We start from the raw sequence: 20,445 nt of genomic DNA, 5'->3' as shown, positions 1-20,445 counted from the left end.
AACTAATGACGAATAAAACTAATCTATCATTATCGGAAATATACAAAGTGGATGATGAATATGAACGCTTTGACCAGAAAAAGAGTTTATTAATTCAAGCCTTATGGAATGATGAAATGATACATAATGATAAGAAAATTATTTCATCGTTGAAAGATCATATTCAAAACAATAAATCAGGTTATTCATTATTCGATTTCGCTTACTATCAAGGAATTATGAACCAATTAAACAATCTTAACTTTGGGCTTAATCTATGTGACCAGCCGGCAAATTCTTGGTCTAACACCGCGGCAACAGAGCCGAAAGCTGAGTTACCTCCCAAAAGTGAAATGGCTGCGATTATTAAAAAAGCTGCAATGAAATTTGGAGCAAATGCAGTGGGCATAACAGAGCTTGATCGAAGATGGGTGTATTCCCATTGGTATGATGATGAAAAAAAGGAAAGCTTTCCACTTCGTTTCTCGGACGAAATGCCCGAATATGAGAACATTGTTTCACCTACAAAATTGGATGATGGTACAAGAGTTATTCCTGCAAGCATGAAATATGCGATTGTAGTCCTTGTAGATATGGACAATGAATCACTTCAATATGCTCCAACAATGCTAGCCCGAGCAGCAAGTGTAAAAGCATATGCAGATTTAACAAACCTTACATTAAATATTGCCGGGTTTATTAAAACGTTAGGATATAACGCCATTCCAAGTATAAATTGTACAGCGTTAAGCATCCCACTAGCAATTGATGCTGGTCTTGGAGAAATGGGGCGAAGCGGTAAGCTTATTCACCCTGAATTAGGAGCAAAGACAAGAATTGCCAAAGTCATAACAGATTTACCACTTAGCTGCGATCAACCGCAAAACTATGGAATAATTGAATTTTGCCAATCATGTAAAAAATGTGCACGCCAATGTCCTGTTGGAGCTCTATCTAAAGGTGGACCTGATAATAAAGCAATTGATGACTCAGGGGCTGATCACTATTTACGCTGGGTAATTGATCAAAAAAAATGTTATAAATATTGGAGTGAATGTGGCACTGATTGCTGTGTTTGCATATATGTGTGTCCTTTTAATAGAGGACAACGTTGGACTTCAAGTGTTGCCCAGTTAACATTAGGGAAAGATGAAAGTTTAATTCATCAACTTTATGAAAAAATTGATAATATTGATGATTATGGAATTGCCGAAAACAACTCAAATAAGTTTTGGGAATAATTAAAGAAATCTGCCTATTCAGGTGGATTTTTTCTTTATTTTATACAATTACAATTAAGTCACAATTTTATCACGCAATTTTTATATAAATTTTATGTTTCTAGTTTTTCTTTAACCTTTTTTTAATGGGTAATAAGGTAAGTTAAATTAAGAGTAATAGGTAGATCATTCCTTGTTTTGATCCAACATTAGTATGAGTGTTTTGGCCAATATTTGCATTTTGATCAAACATCAGTATTATGTTTTGGTCCAACTTCTGTATTGTGTTTTGGTCCAACTTCTGTATTGTGTTTTGGTCCAACTTCTGTATTGTGTTTTGATCAAACATCAGTAGTATGTTTTGGTCCAACTTCTGTATTGTGTTTTGATCAAACATCAGTATTATGTTTTGATCAAACATCAGTATTATGTTTTGATCAAACATCAGTATTATGTTTTGGTCCAACTTCTGTATTGTGTTTTGGTCTAGCTTCAGTATTCGCTTTTTAAATATCCTGGAAATTTTATAGAAAAAATCATTGTGAATCCGTGACATAAATCACAAGTGTGATCTATGTCACTATTTCGGACAATTTAACTTGCTAAAATTAACCAAAAAGTAAATATACTATATTTATTGTTTTAAAGTAATTAACGAATCATCATCGAATTGATAGTACTTAGTTTATGAAATTAGATCCAAAATTATAAGGGGTGATATTATGGAAAACTTACATGTCAATCACTTTAATTTTTTCTCGGGTCTACCTGAATCTTCACTAATACTCATAGATGAAAAAATCAAAATGGAAAAAGTTCCAAAAGGTAATTACATCTATCATGATTCTGAAAAAGCAAAAGCAGTTTTTTTCATAAAAGAAGGTATCGTTAAAATCATTAAATTAAACTCTCGGGGCAGAGAGGTCATTGTAAATATTAAAAGAAGTGGGGATACATTTGCTGAAGCAATTCTTTTTCAATCGGATGACTTTTTATATCCTGCAACAGCACAAGCGTTGACTAATATTGAGGTGGGTTATATTCAAAAAGCAGATTTAGAAGAAATCATCTTATGCAACCCTGAATTATCAAAAAGAATCATTCAAACGATGGGGTTTACAGTAAAAAGTTATTCAACAATTATTAAGGACTATACCTTAAATGATGTGTACGGTAAAACTGTAAAAACAATCCAACGACTAGGTATTGAATATGGAATTTTAAATTCATGTGGAACAAGTATTTCAATCGATCTTCCCTTATCGGTTCAAGAATTAGCTAATATTGTTGGTTCATCACGAGAAACATTGAGTAAAATTGTCTCAAAACTAAAAGAAGAAAACTTAATTAGTATCGAAAATCGTACATTTATAATCAATAACTGGGATCATTTTTGCTCCGTTTCCGCCAATGTATGATTAGAGTTTACTTTTCCTATACTAACATTGTAAAAATCATCGGCTAACAATGTATTTTTTATCTTTTTTTGTGCTTAATGTGACTTAAATCAACACATTGTTTTTAAAAGAATAGTAACATTGTTTCATGGCCGTTGTATTTCATACAGATCTCTCATAAGAAAAGTTTACGACAATCAACAAGGTGGTGCGAAAAATGCTAGATGTTAAACATGAAGGAAATAAGGCGATCATCGACGTACGTGCAAAAATTTTAGCTGGTGAACATCCGCGTGGTGAAATCTTGGATTATGTTCAAACAGCTCAAGAAGGTACAATCTTTGAAATACATTTACCCAAACGTGCAGAGCCATTAGTCAACGCTCTCAATTCGTTAGGAATGAATGCAACTATTGATGAAGTTGAACTAGGTCATTTTCGAATTCTTGCCGTGAAATTAAAGTGATGACGTGAATTTAAAATGATCGTAATAATTCCGTGAAGGAAAAGGTGAGCGTGTTTTTATCTTGGAGCTCACCTTTTGTGTTGTGTGCTATGTGTTACAGCGCATTGTGTTACGGTGCATTGTGTTACGGTGCATTGTGTTACGGTGCATTGTGTTACGGTGCATTGTTTGTTTTGCTGTATTGTGTTTTTAAGTTTACAAAATATAACCGAATTCATACTTTTTCTAGAGAATCTTATATGTTTTGAGCATATCTATCATCTGGGATCTTATTAAGCATTACATATAGACTAGTATTACTAGATCCATTTGCAAACGCGAATTCCTCTTCGCCACCACAAAGGACAACATCATCCTTTACAATTGGAACTTCATTCCCATCAATCGTTAGTGTCCCTTCACCTTGTAATACTAACAAATAGACATTAGTTCCAGGATGTTTATGAGCTGGCAGTTTTTGTCCAGGTTCAAAGTTAAGGACGAAGACTGTACTTTCCCCTTCTTTGAAAATGATGCGCTTTGTAAATTTTTCATTATTAAATTCTTGGTAATCGAGCAGTGCCTGTTTTTGCATGTTTTGTTACCCCCTTTAGTTTTTTAATACTTCTCGAAAATAGACTTACAATGGTGATTTATTTTTTAACTCAATATTATATTGGACAAAATACAAAATATTACTCCACAGTCGTAAATAGATTTGAGGAAATCAACTCGACGATAAGGTTTTCCGTTATCAATGTTTAGAAGTTTATACTACACTGTAAATAAACTTGTTTTGATGAAAGTCATGCTAGATTTGAGTCCTATAACAGAATCTGAAAGAACTACACTGTAAATAAGCTTGTTTTGATGAAAGTCATGCTAGTCCAACATTCTTTGCTACTCCAATAACTTATGCAACCATAAAATTATAATTCCTCACCTAATCCAATATTTTCCCTAATCCAATATTTTTCGTGCTTCCAACAATCGTTGTATACCTGTAATAATTTCTACTGCTAAAAATATCGCTGTCCAAAACAACAAGTGGTTTTGAAACAATACAAGAAGAGAAAATAATATAAACCCTTCTGTCCTCTCCGCGAGTCCTGGCTGATAATAAAATGATTTAATACTTTTCTTTTCAGACACGGCTCCTACTGTTAAAAATACTGTCATTGTGAATATTATTGATATTGCCAATAGCAAAAACATAAATAGTATTTGTGGTTCCGGATGCAGCAATGCTAACGCAATTAAAATTGAGGTTTCAACTACTCGGTCTAATGTTACATCCAATACTGTTCCCCATGAAGAGCTTGTATTACTTTGTCTAGCCATGCTTCCGTCAACTGCATCTAAAAAACCCGAAATCCATAAAACAACTACACCTGCTATCGGTTGTCCAATATAAACCAAAACACTTGCCCCGATTCCAATTAAAAAAGCTATCAGCGTAACTTGAGTTGCAGACAAACCTAGCTTTAATAAATATTGGGCTGTCTTCCCAATAATAGGTTGGACAAAAGAACGGCCATACGTATCTAACAATTGAATTCTCTCCTTTTAATACAGTATGAATCAAATAGTTGGAAGTTGCTCGTGGTTCGGACTCTCATAATGCTTGCCTAGGTTTTCCTGTCCGAACTCACCCCTAGTTCGGACTCGATGTCTAACTCTTCTACCTTTTCTGTCCGAACTTCCGCCTAGTTCGGACTCGATTTCGCTTTCTTCTACCTTTTCTGTCCGAACTCACCCCTAGTTCGGACACGATTTCGCTTTCTTCTACCTTTTCTGTCCGAACTTCCGCCTAGTTCGGACTCGATTTCGCTTTCTTCTACCTTTTCTGTCCGAACTCACCCCTAGTTCGGACTCGATTTCGCTTTCTTCTACCATTTCTGTCCGAACTCACCCCTAGTTCGGACACGATTTCGCTTTCTTCTACCATTTCTGTCCGAACTCACCCCTAGTTCGGACACGATTTCGCTTTCTTCTACCTTTTCTGTCCGAACTTCCGCCTAGTTCGGACTCGATTTCGCTTTCTTCTACCTTTTCTGTCCGAACTCACCCCTAGTTCGGACTCGATTTCGCTTTCTTCTACCTTTTCTGTCCTAACTCACCCCTAGTTCGGACTCGATTTCGCTTTCTTCTACCATTTCTGTCCGAACTCACCCCTAGTTCGGACACGATTTCGCTTTCTTCTACCATTTCTGTCCGAACTCACCCCTAGTTCGGACACGATTTCGCTTTCTTCTACCTTTTCTGTCCGAACCTGCGCCTAGTTCGGACTCGATTTCGCTTTCTTCTACCTTTTCTGTCCGAACCTGCGCCTAGTTCGGACTCGATTTCTATTTCTTCTACCTTTTCTGTCCGAACCTGCGCCTAGTTCGGACACGATTTCGCTTTCTTCTACCTTTTCTGTCCGAACTCACCCCTAGTTCGGACTCGATTTCGCTTTCTTCTACCTTTTCTGTCCTAACTCACCCCTAGTTCGGACTCGATTTCGCTTTCTTCTACCATTTCTGTCCGAACTCACCCCTAGTTCGGACACGATTTCGCTTTCTTCTACCTTTTCTGTCCGAACCTGCGCCTAGTTCGGACTCGATTTCGCTTTCTTCTACCTTTTCTGTCCGAACCTGCGCCTAGTTCGGACTCGATTTCTATTTCTTCTACCTTTTCTGTCCGAACCTGCGCCTAGTTCGGACTCGATTTCGCTTTCTTCTACCTTTTCTGTCCGAACCTGCGCCTAGTTCGGACTCGATTTCTATTTCTTCTACCTTTTCTGTCCGAACCATACCAAATAAGGACAGAACCAAGCAGTTTATTGTGAATCCTGTCCAAATTAGCAAGAAAAAATTATTTATAGTACCAATTTATTTTATTAAACGGAACAACTACTTTCACAACGTCATTTATTTCGGGGCACTTGCAGCAAGTATCAACAAATACATTCCATTTCCCATATTTGCTGTTTACCACAACTGTATGCCCATTAGTTACATGCTTAACACGGTAAATTTCACCTTCAAACCATGCTACTATACTATTGTGAAATATTCGACCATTTGCTTGTTTTTGATGTAAATAACCAGTAGAACTAGCCCGCTGAATCGCAATTTCCGTTTCATGCTCTTTATTAATTCCATGCTTTTCTCCAATTCCATCATTTACTAGCAAGTTGCTTTCAACTTTAAACTCCTCAAATGATTCTCCTCTATTGACTAGCCATAATGCATCAGCTGGAATCCAACCCATTTCACTCTCCGCCGGAATTGATAACTTTGGAAATAACTCACTCCAAGTATCCCGCAGAAACCGATTTGGTAATGAGAAAAACGCAGCTACTTCCTCTGAACTAGGAGAATGATATACTTCCAAAGGCTCTCCAACTTGCCTCAATCTCCCATCAATTAAAACTCCAATTCGATCTGCAACTGAAAAGGCCTCATCTAAATAATGCGTCACCCATAGAATAGAAAAACCTTGATCCCTTTGAATTTGGTAAAGCCAATCCGTTAAGTCATAACGTAATGAAGTATCTAACGACGAGAATGGTTCATCAAGTAATAGAACAGTTGGATTTAGTACAATTGCTCTACCAAGCGAGACCCTTTGCTTTTGGCCGCCAGAAAGCTCATGTGGAAATCTTGTCTCTAAACCGCGCAATTGTAAAATGTCCAAATAATGATCAACCACTTTATATCTTTCAGTTTTTGAATATCCACTTGCACGTAGCCCAAACGCTAAATTATCAATAACATTCATATGGGGAAACAGTCGTGGCTCTTGAAAAACGATGCCTACATTCCCTTTTTCACCCGACCAATTGATCGCTCCAGCCGTTATTGGTGTTAAACCGATGATCCCTCTTAATAATGTGGTTTTCCCGCTTCCAGATGGCCCCATTAATACAAAAATTTCACAGTCGTTTATTTCAAGATTTATTGAATTGATTATTTGTTGCGTGCCATAGCGAATTGTCAAATTTTCTAGTTTCATCTTAATACTCCTCGTATATCGCATAATTGTAAAAATTAATACGATCTAGTTCGCCTTGAAAACTCAATTCCGTTAACTCAATATCCTTTTCAATCGCCTCTTAATCTAATGCATTTCTTTCTCTACTCATTTTTATTAAATAAAAATGAGTCAACACCATACAAATTACAGGTACAAAAAACAAAAGGCTATATGCAGCAACAATCGAAGCATTCCCGCTACTAGCAAATGGAAACATAATAACCGGAAGTGTCAAAAGTGTGCCACCGCTCATAATCCAGGTCGGCAAATACTGACTCAACGAAATAATAAATACAAAAACACTTGCTAATGATAAAGCTGGTAATAATTGCGGCAATTCAATCCATAAAAAAATTTGCCAACCCTTTGCACCAAGGCTTTTTCCTGCCTCTAGTATATCAGTTCCCATAAGCCGATATTGATACCATACTGTTGCGATAAAATAAGGAATTGTAATTAAAACATGTGCAATCGTAACTCTAATATAAACATTTATAAAATCAAGCTGTATCGATAAGTTATACATACCAATCATTGATGCAATAGAAGGGATAAATAGTGGCGATAGAAAGAATATAAATAAACCTGTTTTTCCAAAGAAATGCTGGTGCGCAAATGTTCTAGCCACAGGTAACCCTAATAAAAGATTTATAGACAATGTAAAAAAAGCGATTACAACACTATTAAAAACTCCTTCAATCCCCCTTCCAGATGGAGAAAAAATATATCTCCAAGCATCCATTGAATATTCTTCCGGAAATAAGAACGGCCAAGGCCATTGCTTTGTAAAGCTCCACACAATCAGCGGAATAAAAGGAAGTAATAAAAATAGTAGTATGAACAGCAAAATGACAAAGCCAGCGATCAACATCATTCGATTTTGATTGTTTTCCTTTTTCACCATATTCTTCGCCCTTTTTCGTACCAACGTCTTTGTAAAAATAGTAATACCATTCCAACAACCATTGAAACAACCGCTAATACAACATTCATTGCAATTGCAATCTTTTGCCGTTCTAAGCCAAATTGGGTATACTCTTGCCATGCTGTAAATGGAATAAAACCGAAGGATGTTCGACCTAATAATGCTGGTATTTCATAAGCACCTAACGTAAAGGCAAATACAATCCACATTCCACCAATCCACACAGGTAGTAATAACGGAAGCACAATCCAACCAATCATTTGGCCAAAAGTTGCTCCTAAAACCTTGCTAGTTTCTGTCCATTCAGCCATTAACCTAAGGACAAAAGGGTATAGTAATAAAATTAGGAAAGGAACCTCTTTCCATAAATACGCTAACACAATTCCAATCCCGTAATTATCGTGGATTAGCACGGGAAATTGTTCAAGCGTATCAACCAGTCCTAGTTGATAAGCTAGCCTTGAATACCAACCACTTTGCGTAAAAACCTGCAAAAGCATATAGGCCGCAAGCAAATGAGGAATTCCAATTGGCAGTTGATATAGAATTTGGAGCCAACGCCATTTATCTGTTTTCAAAGCAAGAAGCAGGGCGATCATTAAACTAATGATTCCTGCAAGTAGCGCCACAACGAATGACATTCCAATCGTAACCCCTAACGATTTAAGAAACGTAATAGTGAATAGCTCCCTATATGCCCAACCTGTAACATAGCTTGGAGATAAAGCTAAATCATTTTCAAAGCTTATAAAGATTGCAGCACAGAATCCCCCGCCTAAAAATAGTAAAAAAAACAAAAGGGCTGGGAGAATTCCCAATACCCATTGATGTCTTTGCAGCACTGTATATAAGTTCTGGTCAGATTTCCGATAAGAATTTGCTTTCATTGAATAATCAATTCCTCACTACTCTTAATTACTTAATAAAAATGCTTATATTGTATTTGTACTACTTTAAGATCCTTGCGGCTGGCTACCAATTAAACTTCACCATGCCTAAACAATATCAGTCGAATGTCGTATTGATTTGAAAACGATATCATAAAAGAAGCAGTAAAAGTATGAACTCTACTTGGTCTCGTTTGCATGTCGTATTGACTTGGAAAACTATAATTATTTAAGCAGCAAAAAATAAGAACTCTAGCTGGTCTCGTTTGCATGTCGTATTGACTTGAAAAACTATATTATTTAAGCAGCAAAAATAAGAACCCTAGCTGGTATCGTTTGCATGTCGTATTGACTTGGAAAACTATATTATTTAAGCAGCAAAAATAAAACTCTACCTGGTCTCGTTTGCATGTCGTATTGACTTGGAAAACTATATTATTTAAGCAGCAAAAAATAAGAACTCTAGCTGGTCTCGTTTGCATGTCGTATTGACTTGGAAGACTATATTATTTAAACAGCAAAAATAAAACTCTACCTGGTCTCAGTCGCATGTTGGAAACGATATGATATAGTACATGATCCCCAGCATAAACTACTGAACTATATATATTTTGGCTCTGTTAACGCACAATGTTGACTTTAGTCGAAAGTCATCTTCATTCCATGCACGTAGACTCCTGCGAGAAAACGAAATAGTCCAAGACCCCACAGAGGACGAATTGAGTTAGGTGGCTTGGCTCGAGCCCACGTAAAGCAAATTACGTATAACGAAATTAAACATCCAAGTTTAACAAAGTCTATATTTAACGGACACATGATCTCTTATTTAGAAATAATCTGTTTTTATATTAAAGTTTGCGGACACAGGATTCGTTATTTCGCAAAATTTACAAGAAAAAATCTCTTTTACAATTGAATAACGGATTGTATGTCCGTTAAAACCTCAAGAGGGAGCTTTTTAACAAAATAACGGAACCACTGTCCTCTTACTTTATCGATTGGAATGAAATTACCAAGTTTTCATATTTGTTTTGTCCAACATTAACATCATTTGAATTACCCTTCAACAGTTACAATCTATTCACGCTCTAACCAACAGTAATATTGTTCAAGAATTACATTCAACCTTTTCGAGCCAGTCCTGTACTAGCCCATTCAATCAATTTCGAATGAATTACTTTGCAACATTTTCAATCCAGCCCCGCTCGAGCCACTCGACATAATGAATGAATAACCTTTCAACCTTTTCGAGCCAGTCCTATACTAGCCCATTCAATCAATTTCGAACGAATTACTTTGCAACATTTTCAATCCAGCCCCGCTCGAGCCACTCGACATAATGAGCATTCATTTCTGGTAAACGATGACTCTCAAGCTCATTCTGTGAAAGTGTAGCTGGGCCTCTATCTATATTTTCAAGCTGCTCAATATATTCATCTGGAAGCCAATCTACATTTAGAGCAATATTTTCTCCCCAATATTCAAGATCCATTTTTTTCAATTGTGCCGCAGGAGAAAGTAAAAAGTCAATTGTAACAAGAGCACCATAAGGGTTGACTGTATTGAAAGGAACTGTAACAAAATGAGTATTTGCTAACGTTCCATTTTTAAAAAGGAAGGTTTTCGTTGTTTCTGGAAATTCGCCACTTTTAATAAGATTGGATGCATTTGCTTCATCATATCCCATTGTCATCCATACTTCACCATTTTTATATAATTGTTCAAGCTGCGCTACCGATTGCGGGTATGAATTCCCTTCGCGCCATAAATATGGCTTCATATCATTTAATACTTCCCATACAGCGGTTGCATCCTTCGATACTACCGCTTCATCAAAGGCGCCTAAATAAGCCTCGTCATTTGTACTTGTTTCATATAATACATGACGGATAAATGCACTACCAGTAAAATCTGGTGGAGCAGGGTATGTGAATTTGCCTGGATGCGCCTTTACCCACTCTTCTAACTCTTCAAGCGATTGCGGCGGATCAGATATTTTACTCGAATCATAGGCAAATGCAAACTGGACCTTCCCCCATGGAACTTCATAGCCTTCGGTCGGATAGCCAAAATCAAACATGACATCCGGGCTAGTTCCATCTACAAATTCATTGAAATTTGGAATTTTAGAAGCAATCGGTCCAAATAATAGTCCATTTTCTTTCGCTGTTTTAAAATTTTCGCCATTTAACCAAAGTAAATCAATATCGCCCTTTTCTTTATTAGCTTTTTTTTCAGATAACAATTTATTTATAAACTCTTGAGCATCCATCGGATATCTTGTTAATTCAATATCGTATTGTTCCTTAAGACGTGGGGCAACCCATTCATCTATGTAACGATTAACTCCCTCATCGCCACCCCACAAAAAGAAATTAACCTTCGTACCTTTCGCTTTATCAACAATTTCATCCCAATTTAACGAAAGCACATCCTCTTGAGATACAATTGACTCATTTTCAACACTAGTAGTTTGTTGAACATCATCAGTTGATGAGCAGCCTGCTATCATCGCGAAGACGATTAAAATAGTTGATAATAACTTTTTATTTCGTATCATTTCTTTTAATCTCCTTTTTACACTCAACAGGGTGAGATTACAAGGAAAATGTTTATACTATTGTTGTCCACTTTCAGATCTTCAGCCTGTTGAGACCCTTTTATATAATAATTTAACCTAAAAATCCCCAATGGCCCTATCCTTTGCAACTGTTCACACTCTAAACTCCTCATGTCCCTCAAATTTTACAATTAGCTTTACAGTCGAAATACTGCTCCCACAATTTTATGAAATATAGTATCGATCCAGCAAAACCATGAACAATTAAATATGTTTTCATTTCGAAAAAATACAAAAATGCCCCAACATTATATGTGATTAACATTAATATTAATAACCACTGCAAATGCCAAAAAATTCGTTGCAAAAGCCTTGCATGATTTTTTTTCATAAAAATCTAGCCCTCTCGACGAAGAGTTATACTGTCATACTCTAAATAAAATATCGCTACGGTGAGCAAAACAATCGATTTTATCAGGAATCATATTTTCATACAAAATATTAAACAAAGCTAGCGTGATCAAGCCAATCGATTTCAATCTGAGTCAAACGTATTTCTATATTTTATACACGGCTAGCGTGATCAAGCCAATGGATCTTGTTAATAATCAGATCGTTATCCTCAATATGGAAGTACCAATTTATGCCCAAAGTATTAAAATAATCTTTTGAATAAAATAATCTTTTCAACAATTTTGCTCACAAAAAAGTTCACCTTTTCCAACGATAAAGTTCACCTTCTCCAACGATAAGGAAGCTTAATGATTGTCTCTGGTTGATTAATTTCCTTCAAATAGTGAAGTGCATCGCGCAGGATTCTGGTTTGCAACGAAATATCTCCGGCACGGCCAAAACTACGCCCCATCGGAAATGGAAGCTGCAATGCTCTAGGCACCCTTACTTTTTTCGTTAATCCCGGCAAATGGGTTATCGAAATTGTAGGAATTCCTTCATTTTCTAAATAATATTGAATCAATCCAACTGATTGATGACATATATATCAGCCGGGATTTAGAATAACAGCATCAACTTCCTCAGTTTTCAGCTGTTGAATGATGATAGGAATCGTTTCATTTATTAATTTCGTTGTCTCTGGTATATAACCCATTAATCCAAAATGAGTCGTTGCGACCCTTCCAATTATTCCTTCTTCAGCAAGCTCCCGTAAGCGCGCAAGTGGAAATACACAGTTTATATCCTTGTCAGCATCCGTACGGTCATAATGAGTATGGCTAATCATCAAATCGTCCTCATGACAATGATATGGTATTAGGCGAACACTATGATCCCCTGCTTCAACATCAAACATAGGTTGTGATTTCAAATGTACGCCTGAAGTAGTAATCAAAGCAATCGTTGTTTCTTTTGGATCTTTCTCAAAAGGGGTTAGCGGAATATCGCCTTCTATTGTTTTAACCATAGACTTTGCGGTTTGCCCAACAACCGATTCAATTAGTCTATTCCCCGCCAGCTTCATATTCCTTCCTCCCTCTTAATTATGCTTTTGAACAAGCGTTTTACCCACGAAATTGCACACTTTATCCACGAGTTTCAGCGTTTTACCCACGAAATTGCACACTTTACCCACGAGTTTCAGCGTTTTACCCATATAACTGAAACTTTATCATAACTAGCGCATATCCCTTTCATACAGCCAAAATACACCGCCTGCTAAGCTTGAAATCGTCACAAGTAAGAAAAATAATAATGATACCGATACGGCTATTTCATTTGGAATACCAAGCTGTTGAAAGAAAAATATATAACTTACCTCTCTTACTCCGATCCCATTAATACTTATCGGGAGCATCGTTAACGCCGATATAAGCGTTATAATCACAAGCAATTCTAGAAACGGTACTTCAACATGCAGAGATTTAAATAACAAATCATTAATCCATACCATCCCAATTTGAAATGCAAATGATAAAACAGCAACAAGCAGCCACCATTTTGACCCTTTATTGCTATACTGCCCTGTTGTCTCACCAATTTTTAATAAGGATGCTTTTAATTTATCCATAATTTTTAAAAATACATTTGAGAATGTACGATTTAAGTCAACTGAGCCACGATTCTTTTTGCTTTGTATCATAAGGTACCACAGAATAAAAAATATAAGGACGAAAACAAGACAAAGAAGCACAATTGAACCTAGAAAAGGTCTCGCTCTTTCCGTAATCATCACACTACCTAGCAAAATCATTACTAATGCCAAACCGCTTGTGAACCGCTCAAACCCTACAGATGCTGTTGCTGTTGGCATCCCGATTGTTCTACCAAGCTGGATGATCCGAATAACGTCACCACCAACACTACTTGGTAAGAAATTATTAAAAAATAAGCCGATGTAATACAATCTCCCAAGTCTACCTAAAGAGACTGAATCGGAACCTTGTTCGACAACGGAAGCATCTACTAAAAGCTTCCACTTCCAAATACTCGGTAGCACTGTTAACTGAATTGCAACTAGCGCTAAAATGATAAATAATAAGGAACTTTCCTTTAATACTGTACCTAATTGAGACCAATCAATGGTGAACCCAAGCCAAATAATTAGGGCTGCGCTAATAAGCAAGCGTACCAATAATCTTAAATATTGGGTTCCTCTTTTACTGAAAGACATTTCCCCTAACTCTCCTGTGGCTTTTTCTTAAATTTACTAAATTTAGGTTTTAATAACATCCCAATAACAGCAAGTGCTATTACAATCGTAAACATGAAAAAGAGAATTTGTACCGTGCCTGTTGCGTTTTGCCCTAAATAAGAATACAAAATGGTTGCCGGTAATTGCCCTAGACCTGTTGCCCAGAAAAATTGCCAAAATGAAATAGATGTTATACCCGCGGCATAGCTGACTAAATCAAATGATACAATTGGCACTAAGCGGGCAATAAAAACTGCATGCTTCCCATACTTTTCAAAAAATTGATCCCACCAATGTAATCCATTTTTCGATACAATTTTTTCAACGACTGGTCTACCTAAAAATTTCGCTAAATAATAGCAGACGATCGCTCCGAGCATAGCTGAACTCCATGATAATAACGCACCGAAAAACCAGCCGAACAAGAGACCATTTGCGAAGGTTATGACGAACGCTGGCAATGGTGCCATAACCGATTGAAACACCATCAACAACCCTGAAAAAACGGCAGCTAGGGGGCCAAATGATAATAAATAATCCCTGAACCCTTCTACATCAGCATTTTTCATGATTGTTACTGCTTGATTAATCATTGTCTGGAACTCACCTTGAGCTAAATAACATAGTAGAAACAATTGTAAAAAAGCAAATAAAGACATAATGCCAATTCGTTTCGTTTTCGAAAATTGATCCCAAACTAACGTTGTTCCTTTTTTTAATGAAAGCGTCTCTTTCTCTGCAAAATAAAGTGAACATAAACCAAACAGCAGCCAGATTACTAGAATGATATTCATTTGTTGTAATGAAAATATATCACTTAAAAATAACGCTTTTCTTGTAATATAGGCTGGAATGACAAAGAAGCCTTCTTTTGCAACAACTGTTGCAAACAGCGTTATAATTGTTGTTGCAATTATTGTGAGATAATTTATTTTCTTGTTTGTCCAGAGGGCAAGATGCTTGCCATTCATAAATAGAACGATGAAGTAAAGCCAAATCCCAACAATCATTGAAACAACTATAAAAAATTCACTATCAAAACGCATATCTATCCAGTTACTTTGAATTAACAGCAAAGAAATACTAAATCCAATTAAATAAAACAGGAAAACGGAAGCAAAAAAGTGGCTTCCGAAATTTATAATTCGTCGCACGTTAATCCCCCTTTATTCCATAAACGAATAGATTATTACGGCTTAAATTCATAGCATTCTGTAACAAGGTTACCCTCTTTATTCCATAAACGAATAGGTTACTACGACTTAAATTCATAACATTCTGCAACATGGTTACCCCCTTTATTCCATAAACGAATAGGTTACAACGACAGGAGTTCCATCCGCTGGAAGAACATCAGGATTACCATGAAATGAAGCATTCCCTTTTTCGAATGTTCCAACTGGATGTGTTGAGTTACTAGTAATACCAACTGGGCAACTGTCAAAACACATATAGCAGCCTGTTACTTTATTAGCTGCTGCATCATAATTGCCACCAAAACGATAAACAATTTTTTTGCCAGTTGAATCAACCATTACTTCATTAATATCGTAGTCCTTTTCAGCACTTTCCCAAGTCACAGAAACGTTAAGCACATCACCTTTGATAAACTTGCCTTCTGTTGTTTCTTCAAATTCCTTACTTGCATCTCCACCTTTATCAACCGCAGGCGTTCCACCGATTTTTACTAATGCTTCATTGAAAGCAAGTGGATTTGCATACGTTTTTAAAACTGCTTGGTCACCATATGCTCCCTCAATCCAATTCATCCCATGGCGAGTTGGTTCAACTAAATATTTACCATTTACTGTTGCATATACTCGAACCAACTTATTTTCCTCATCAATAAAAATAGGTGTCTCTTTACTTAATTGTTCAACCGAGCTTGCATATACCCTCATCATTTCTTCCGTCGACATCTCGCCTTTTTGCTGTGCGGTCCCGCAAGCAGCCAACAATCCAACAACCATTGTTAATACGATAAATAGCTTAATACTATTATTCTTGAATAATTTCTTGAACATATCCCTCACTCCTCGTTAGTAATTCTATGCTGTTCAATAACAAAAATAAATATAACAAATAAAATTATTTTATACAACAGTTACACTGTTAGTTGAAATACCTCCAAACTGTGATTAAGTCCGTAGTCTTGCAAAAGAGATGAAGATAACTTTTTACAAACTGAATCTCTCATGATTTAAGTCACAGGTGTTCTGGCTATTTTGAATCAAACCTATGAATTTGATACCCTAACAAAAAAAGCCAGCATTATTTGCTGACTCACAACTAAGTGGTTATTCTTATTTTCTAGTATTTTCTTCTATTATTGAATCTAAAATTCTACTTATTATTCTTCATACTTTAGTATTGTTTTCATTTTTAATGACCCGAATTTTTCAGCATACAATTATTAACAGCCTGATTTTTTACTTTTGCAACACCGAAATTTCAACTTGTCCTACTCAAATCTTGGGATTTTTCCCTCTCTGACCCATCACGTGATATTAAAAATATCGCGACAATGACAAGAAAGATCCCGATGAAATGTGAGCTTGTAATGCTTTCCTTTAAAATTAAAAATGAAAGAATAGTAGAGCTTACAGGAAGCATACTAGTTAATACTCCAGCTGAACTTGCCGGAACCTTTGCTAAGCCTTGATACATTAGCAAAAATGCTACTATCGTAACAACGATTCCAAAATATAATATGTTCAACCAGTCTCCTACCCCAACACTACTAAAATTGAAATCCTTCGCTTCAATTAAAGCAAAAGGCAGGAACATAATTAGTCCAAAGATACTAACCATTGTTGTAATGACAAGGGGACTAAGCTGATTGGATACAAATTTGCCTAGCGTAATAAAAAATGTTTCACCTAATACCGCTCCAAAAACTAGTAGATTCCCAAACCATGAATAAGAATCACCAATCTTACCACCAACAAAGGTCATCACCAATACTCCAAAAACGGCAAATAAAATTCCCACACCTTGATGTATTGTCATTTTTTCTCTTAAAAAGATATAAGCAACAATCCCTACCACGGCTGGAAGTGTGCTCATAATTATTCCCGCTTCCATCGCAGTGGTATATTTTAGACCATAAAGCATAAAAACATTAAACAGAAAGATGCCTGTAAATGCTTGAAGAAACATTATAATTAGGTGCTTTTTATCAATTACAGGAAATCGCCGTTCTTGGCGCAATAAAAGTGGTATTAAAATTATAACTGCAATGACAAATCTCAGTTCCGATGCAATAAATATCGGAAAACTCGATACAATCAGCTTACCAACGACAACGGAGCTACCAACGATCGCCATGGCAACTGCTATTTTAATGTATGCTTCTGCTTGAAACGATGATGACAAAACGACACTCTCCTATCTACACGAAGCACCGGGGAACAGGAAGACGGTTCTCTTGCCCGTTCTTATGCTTCCTTCAATTTCATACTCTCCTTACCTTACATTTCTATCTCAATTTTTTCTAAATCCGTTCCGTCAACATTCACTTTCCATAATTGAAATTTTTCAGGCTTACCTGGCCAATTATACTGCTCTACAAAGAGAAGCTGCTGATTATGATTGAAAAACACAGGGTCTGAAGCATGTGAATGTAAATTTGTGATTTGGGTTGTACTGTTCGTCTCCATGTTCGTTACAAACAGTTCATATTTAAAATAGTTTTCTGTTTTTGATTTAGGCGTGACCGCTGAATAGGCAAGCTGGCTTTCATCGTTTGAAAAGGCAATCCCAAATACTTCTCCCCAGCCAAATTCACCCTCAGGTACAAATGAAAATTCCGTTTCGCCTGTTTCTAATGAGAACTTATATATTTCTTTAAAAACCTCAAACGTATCACTTTGTTCCTGCATTTTTTCATCATTCATCATTTGAAAATACAAGTATTTCCCATCAGCAGAGACAGTTATATCACTCATACTGTAATTCTTATAATTAGTTAATCTTTTTATTTCAGTTCCATCAACGTTCATTTCGTAAATGTCAAATTCATGCGGGCGTGGACCGGTAATTGGTGAATAATTTGTGTATACCCCTGCATTCAAAAAGTATATTTTTGTGCCATCCTTTGAAAAAGCTGCTTCGGAAACATAGTAATCATCATTTGTTAACTGCTGCGGTTGGCCGCCACTAGCATCGATAATATAAAGCGATTGCTTCGGTTCTTCTCCCTCGGTTACTAATCGATGAATATAAGCTATTTTTGAACCATCAGTTGAAAACTGCGCTGAAATATCATACCCAGTTTCTGGATATGTCAAGACGTCAACATTTTTTCCACTAACGCTTGCTTGATAAAGTCCAGCACTATTATTTTGAAAATATGAAAAAATAATTTTCTTATTGTCAGGTGAAACCGTTACACTAGAACCGATCCCACTATAATTCTCTTCTTCATTTGTACTCGTTTTCCAAAATCCAAATAGCAATGAAATAGCTAAAATCAAACCTACACTTATAGAAAAAATCACATTAAACTTTTTACGATTCATATTCTCACCTTATTTCGCAGCTTTACGGTCTACTAGTTTAATTTGCCACCAATATAACAGTCCCCATGCAAATATAATCGCCGCTGGCACGAACAAGACAGGATTTGGCCCTGCAAAAATAAGAACTCCAAATGAAAATAACATCGAAAATCCAATAGCAATTATTCCGATCGTTATATTGATAACGTGGACAATTTTTCGTCTCTTTAATGTCTTCTCATCTACCCTTTTATTCGTTGGTGGTTTTAAAGCTGTTAAAAAAATCATCCAAATTGAACTAATAACTAGTAAAAATCCCAGTACATTTAATAGCGGAATGTACCAGTTACTCATCGTATCAATTATTAAAAAATTAATAAAATAAAACGGAAATAGACTGATTAACAAAACATTCATCGCGATTTTTCTATTTGAAAAATAAACCGGATTAACCGCTGCAAATACTATCATCGATCCTATCAAAATACTTAAAGCAAGAACAATATACGTATTATCTGAAAACATTATCACATTATGAAAATAACACGCAAGACTAAACACGATTGTGCCAAATCCAATAAAAAGCAATAGATTTTTTCGATATGGATACATAGAACGCTGTAAATTGTTTCCTAGACGCTCTGCTTTTCCAAAACCTTGGATTGCTTGCTCTTCTGCCTCTTGTTCTGAAAGACCTTTTTGCATAAGTTCAAATTTTGCTTCCGCAAGATGAGTTAACAGTTCTTCCTTTAAGTCGGCTCTTTCAATATCATTACATTCAACATTTGCCAATATCTCCGTTATATATTGCTCTAATCTGTTCATGTTAATCCTCCTGAAACAGATTTAATCAGGCTGTTAATGTTATTCCATTCGCTCAGTTTCCTTTCTAATTCTTTACGCCCGTCATCAGTAATTCGATAATATTTTCTTCGACCACCTAAAGGTACATCTAGCCAATAGGATTCGACCCATTTTTTCTTTTCAAGTCGCTTTAAAGCTGGATACAATGTCCCTTCACTCATATTGTATAAATCATTACTTTTCTCTTTTAATGCTTTTACCATTTCATATCCGTACATTTCCTTCGATGAAATCATCGCAAGTAACAAAATATCAATACTACCTTTCATAAGCTCCTTATCCAAAACGACTCACCTCCAAAAGTGTTACTTTTATTGTATAACGATTTACATCGTATTACAAGGTTATGTAACAAATAGATGTACATCGTATTACAAGGTTATGTAACAAATAGGTGTACATCGTATTACAAGGTTGTGTAACAAATATAGGAAATCATTTGAAAAAGGGTGGTCTATTTGGGAATCTTCCAGACTTCGAGTCATATAGGAGAATCTTGAATTTTGCTGCGGCATTGGTTCTGCTAAGTGGGGTCAATTTAAAGGGGGAATTTTACGAAAATAGGTTCCTCTAAGCGGGTTACAATTATACGATTTTTAAATTTAGCGGACCTCAATTCCGCAATTCGAGTTAAAAATATTAGAAGTTTAGATCTTACGGACAGTGGTTCCGCTATTCGCGGTAAAAATATTAGAAGTTTAGATCTTACGGACAGTGGTTCCGCTATTCGCGGTAAAAATATTAGAAGTTTAGATCTTACGGACAGTGGTTCCGCTATTCGACTGAAAAAGGAACATTTTCTTGCGATTAGAATCAAATAACGGATCTGGTGTCCGCATAATGCTTGTTTTTAAAGGATAATCACAAAATAAAGGATCTGGTGTCCGATAAACTATCAAGAACACCATCCCACGAATCAACACTCTTTCCTCTACGATCGAAATTTTAAACAATATGTATTTTGAGTAACCTCACACCATTATTCCCCCCAAAAAAGTCACA

The 20,445-nt window shown here is 36.1% G+C and carries 17 protein-coding genes; 3 read left to right on the top strand and 14 right to left on the bottom strand.

Features of this window, described 5'->3' with window-relative positions; genetic code table 11:
- Positions 1-5: 5 nt before the first annotated feature.
- The 3 genes from D612_RS0103885 (at position 6) to D612_RS0103870 (ending at position 3,062) form a co-directional block, all read left to right on the top strand.
- The gene (locus D612_RS0103885; protein ID WP_017754175.1) at positions 6-1,220 is read left to right on the top strand and encodes a reductive dehalogenase; all 1,215 of its coding nucleotides are present in this window, start codon (positions 6-8) and stop codon (positions 1,218-1,220) included.
- 701 nt (positions 1,221-1,921) lie between these two features.
- Positions 1,922-2,617 carry a Crp/Fnr family transcriptional regulator gene (locus D612_RS0103875; RefSeq protein WP_017754173.1) on the top strand — a complete coding sequence of 232 codons (696 nt, stop codon included), beginning with the start codon at positions 1,922-1,924 and terminating at the stop codon, positions 2,615-2,617.
- 196 nt (positions 2,618-2,813) lie between these two features.
- Positions 2,814-3,062: a hypothetical protein gene (locus D612_RS0103870; RefSeq protein WP_017754172.1), complete on the top strand. Its 249-nt coding sequence runs from the start codon at positions 2,814-2,816 to the stop codon at positions 3,060-3,062.
- Positions 3,063-3,297: 235 nt separating this feature from the next.
- Here D612_RS0103870 and D612_RS0103865 read toward each other — a convergent pair whose 3' ends face one another.
- From D612_RS0103865 to D612_RS0103785, 14 genes are all read right to left on the bottom strand, one after another.
- Positions 3,298-3,636 (bottom strand): cupin domain-containing protein, encoded by a 339-nt coding sequence (locus D612_RS0103865; RefSeq protein WP_017754171.1) that lies wholly within the window; start codon positions 3,634-3,636, stop codon positions 3,298-3,300.
- Positions 3,637-4,001: 365 nt separating this feature from the next.
- Positions 4,002-4,592, bottom strand: a complete 591-nt coding sequence (locus tag D612_RS0103860) for a CDP-alcohol phosphatidyltransferase family protein (RefSeq protein WP_017754170.1) — start codon at positions 4,590-4,592, stop codon at positions 4,002-4,004.
- Between the two features lie 1,305 nt (positions 4,593-5,897).
- A complete protein-coding gene (locus D612_RS18615; RefSeq protein ID WP_017754169.1) occupies positions 5,898-7,040 on the bottom strand; it encodes an ABC transporter ATP-binding protein in 1,143 nt (380 codons plus the stop codon).
- Between the two features lie 100 nt (positions 7,041-7,140).
- Positions 7,141-7,965 carry an ABC transporter permease gene (locus tag D612_RS0103850; RefSeq protein WP_017754168.1) on the bottom strand — a complete coding sequence of 275 codons (825 nt, stop codon included), beginning with the start codon at positions 7,963-7,965 and terminating at the stop codon, positions 7,141-7,143.
- On the bottom strand, positions 7,959-8,873 hold the full coding sequence (locus tag D612_RS0103845) for an ABC transporter permease subunit (protein ID WP_017754167.1): 915 nt from the start codon (positions 8,871-8,873) through the stop codon (positions 7,959-7,961). Before D612_RS0103845 ends, D612_RS0103850 begins: the two co-directional genes overlap by 7 nt.
- 1,291 nt (positions 8,874-10,164) lie before the next feature.
- On the bottom strand, positions 10,165-11,433 hold the full coding sequence (locus D612_RS0103840) for an ABC transporter substrate-binding protein (protein ID WP_017754166.1): 1,269 nt from the start codon (positions 11,431-11,433) through the stop codon (positions 10,165-10,167).
- Positions 11,434-12,166: 733 nt separating this feature from the next.
- The gene (locus D612_RS20030) at positions 12,167-12,910 is read right to left on the bottom strand and encodes a glycine/sarcosine/betaine reductase selenoprotein B family protein (RefSeq protein ID WP_240679519.1); all 744 of its coding nucleotides are present in this window, start codon (positions 12,908-12,910) and stop codon (positions 12,167-12,169) included.
- 153 nt (positions 12,911-13,063) lie between these two features.
- The gene (locus tag D612_RS0103820) at positions 13,064-14,059 is read right to left on the bottom strand and encodes a lysylphosphatidylglycerol synthase transmembrane domain-containing protein (protein WP_017754162.1); all 996 of its coding nucleotides are present in this window, start codon (positions 14,057-14,059) and stop codon (positions 13,064-13,066) included.
- Between the two features lie 5 nt (positions 14,060-14,064).
- Complete coding sequence (locus D612_RS19795; RefSeq protein ID WP_017754161.1) at positions 14,065-15,234, bottom strand: TVP38/TMEM64 family protein; 1,170 nt, start codon at positions 15,232-15,234, stop codon at positions 14,065-14,067.
- A gap of 144 nt (positions 15,235-15,378) precedes the next feature.
- Positions 15,379-16,104, bottom strand: coding sequence for a YdjY domain-containing protein (locus tag D612_RS0103805; RefSeq protein ID WP_017754159.1), 726 nt, complete (start codon positions 16,102-16,104; stop codon positions 15,379-15,381).
- A gap of 427 nt (positions 16,105-16,531) precedes the next feature.
- Positions 16,532-17,455: a DMT family transporter gene (locus D612_RS17810; RefSeq protein ID WP_017754158.1), complete on the bottom strand. Its 924-nt coding sequence runs from the start codon at positions 17,453-17,455 to the stop codon at positions 16,532-16,534.
- Between the two features lie 95 nt (positions 17,456-17,550).
- Positions 17,551-18,600 carry a TolB family protein gene (locus D612_RS0103795; RefSeq protein WP_017754157.1) on the bottom strand — a complete coding sequence of 350 codons (1,050 nt, stop codon included), beginning with the start codon at positions 18,598-18,600 and terminating at the stop codon, positions 17,551-17,553.
- Between the two features lie 9 nt (positions 18,601-18,609).
- Entirely contained in the window at positions 18,610-19,404 is a 795-nt protein-coding gene (locus tag D612_RS0103790) for a permease prefix domain 1-containing protein (RefSeq protein ID WP_017754156.1), read from the bottom strand.
- A complete protein-coding gene (locus D612_RS0103785) occupies positions 19,401-19,727 on the bottom strand; it encodes a PadR family transcriptional regulator (protein ID WP_017754155.1) in 327 nt (108 codons plus the stop codon). The genes D612_RS0103790 and D612_RS0103785 overlap by 4 nt, the downstream gene beginning before the upstream one ends.
- Positions 19,728-20,445: the final 718 nt, after the last annotated feature.

This window comes from Calidifontibacillus oryziterrae, assembly GCF_000331575.1.
GTDB lineage: Bacteria > Bacillota > Bacilli > Bacillales > Bacillaceae_J > Calidifontibacillus_A > Calidifontibacillus_A oryziterrae.
This window is presented reverse-complemented; position numbering and strand designations above follow the sequence as displayed.

What these genes read in the sequence shown, in the direction of transcription:
- D612_RS0103795 (WP_017754157.1), bottom strand. Translation starts at nt 18,600, where the DNA reads ATGAATCGTAAAAAGTTTAATGTGATTTTTTCTATAAGTGTAGGTTTG.
- D612_RS0103865 (WP_017754171.1), bottom strand. Translation starts at nt 3,636, where the DNA reads ATGCAAAAACAGGCACTGCTCGATTACCAAGAATTTAATAATGAAAAA.
- D612_RS0103820 (WP_017754162.1), bottom strand. Translation starts at nt 14,059, where the DNA reads ATGTCTTTCAGTAAAAGAGGAACCCAATATTTAAGATTATTGGTACGC.
- D612_RS0103845 (WP_017754167.1), bottom strand. Translation starts at nt 8,873, where the DNA reads ATGAAAGCAAATTCTTATCGGAAATCTGACCAGAACTTATATACAGTG.
- D612_RS0103870 (WP_017754172.1), top strand. Translation starts at nt 2,814, where the DNA reads ATGCTAGATGTTAAACATGAAGGAAATAAGGCGATCATCGACGTACGT.
- D612_RS0103885 (WP_017754175.1), top strand. Translation starts at nt 6, where the DNA reads ATGACGAATAAAACTAATCTATCATTATCGGAAATATACAAAGTGGAT.
- D612_RS18615 (WP_017754169.1), bottom strand. Translation starts at nt 7,040, where the DNA reads ATGAAACTAGAAAATTTGACAATTCGCTATGGCACGCAACAAATAATC.
- D612_RS0103875 (WP_017754173.1), top strand. Translation starts at nt 1,922, where the DNA reads ATGGAAAACTTACATGTCAATCACTTTAATTTTTTCTCGGGTCTACCT.
- D612_RS0103805 (WP_017754159.1), bottom strand. Translation starts at nt 16,104, where the DNA reads ATGTTCAAGAAATTATTCAAGAATAATAGTATTAAGCTATTTATCGTA.
- D612_RS0103790 (WP_017754156.1), bottom strand. Translation starts at nt 19,404, where the DNA reads ATGAACAGATTAGAGCAATATATAACGGAGATATTGGCAAATGTTGAA.
- D612_RS0103840 (WP_017754166.1), bottom strand. Translation starts at nt 11,433, where the DNA reads ATGATACGAAATAAAAAGTTATTATCAACTATTTTAATCGTCTTCGCG.
- D612_RS0103850 (WP_017754168.1), bottom strand. Translation starts at nt 7,965, where the DNA reads ATGGTGAAAAAGGAAAACAATCAAAATCGAATGATGTTGATCGCTGGC.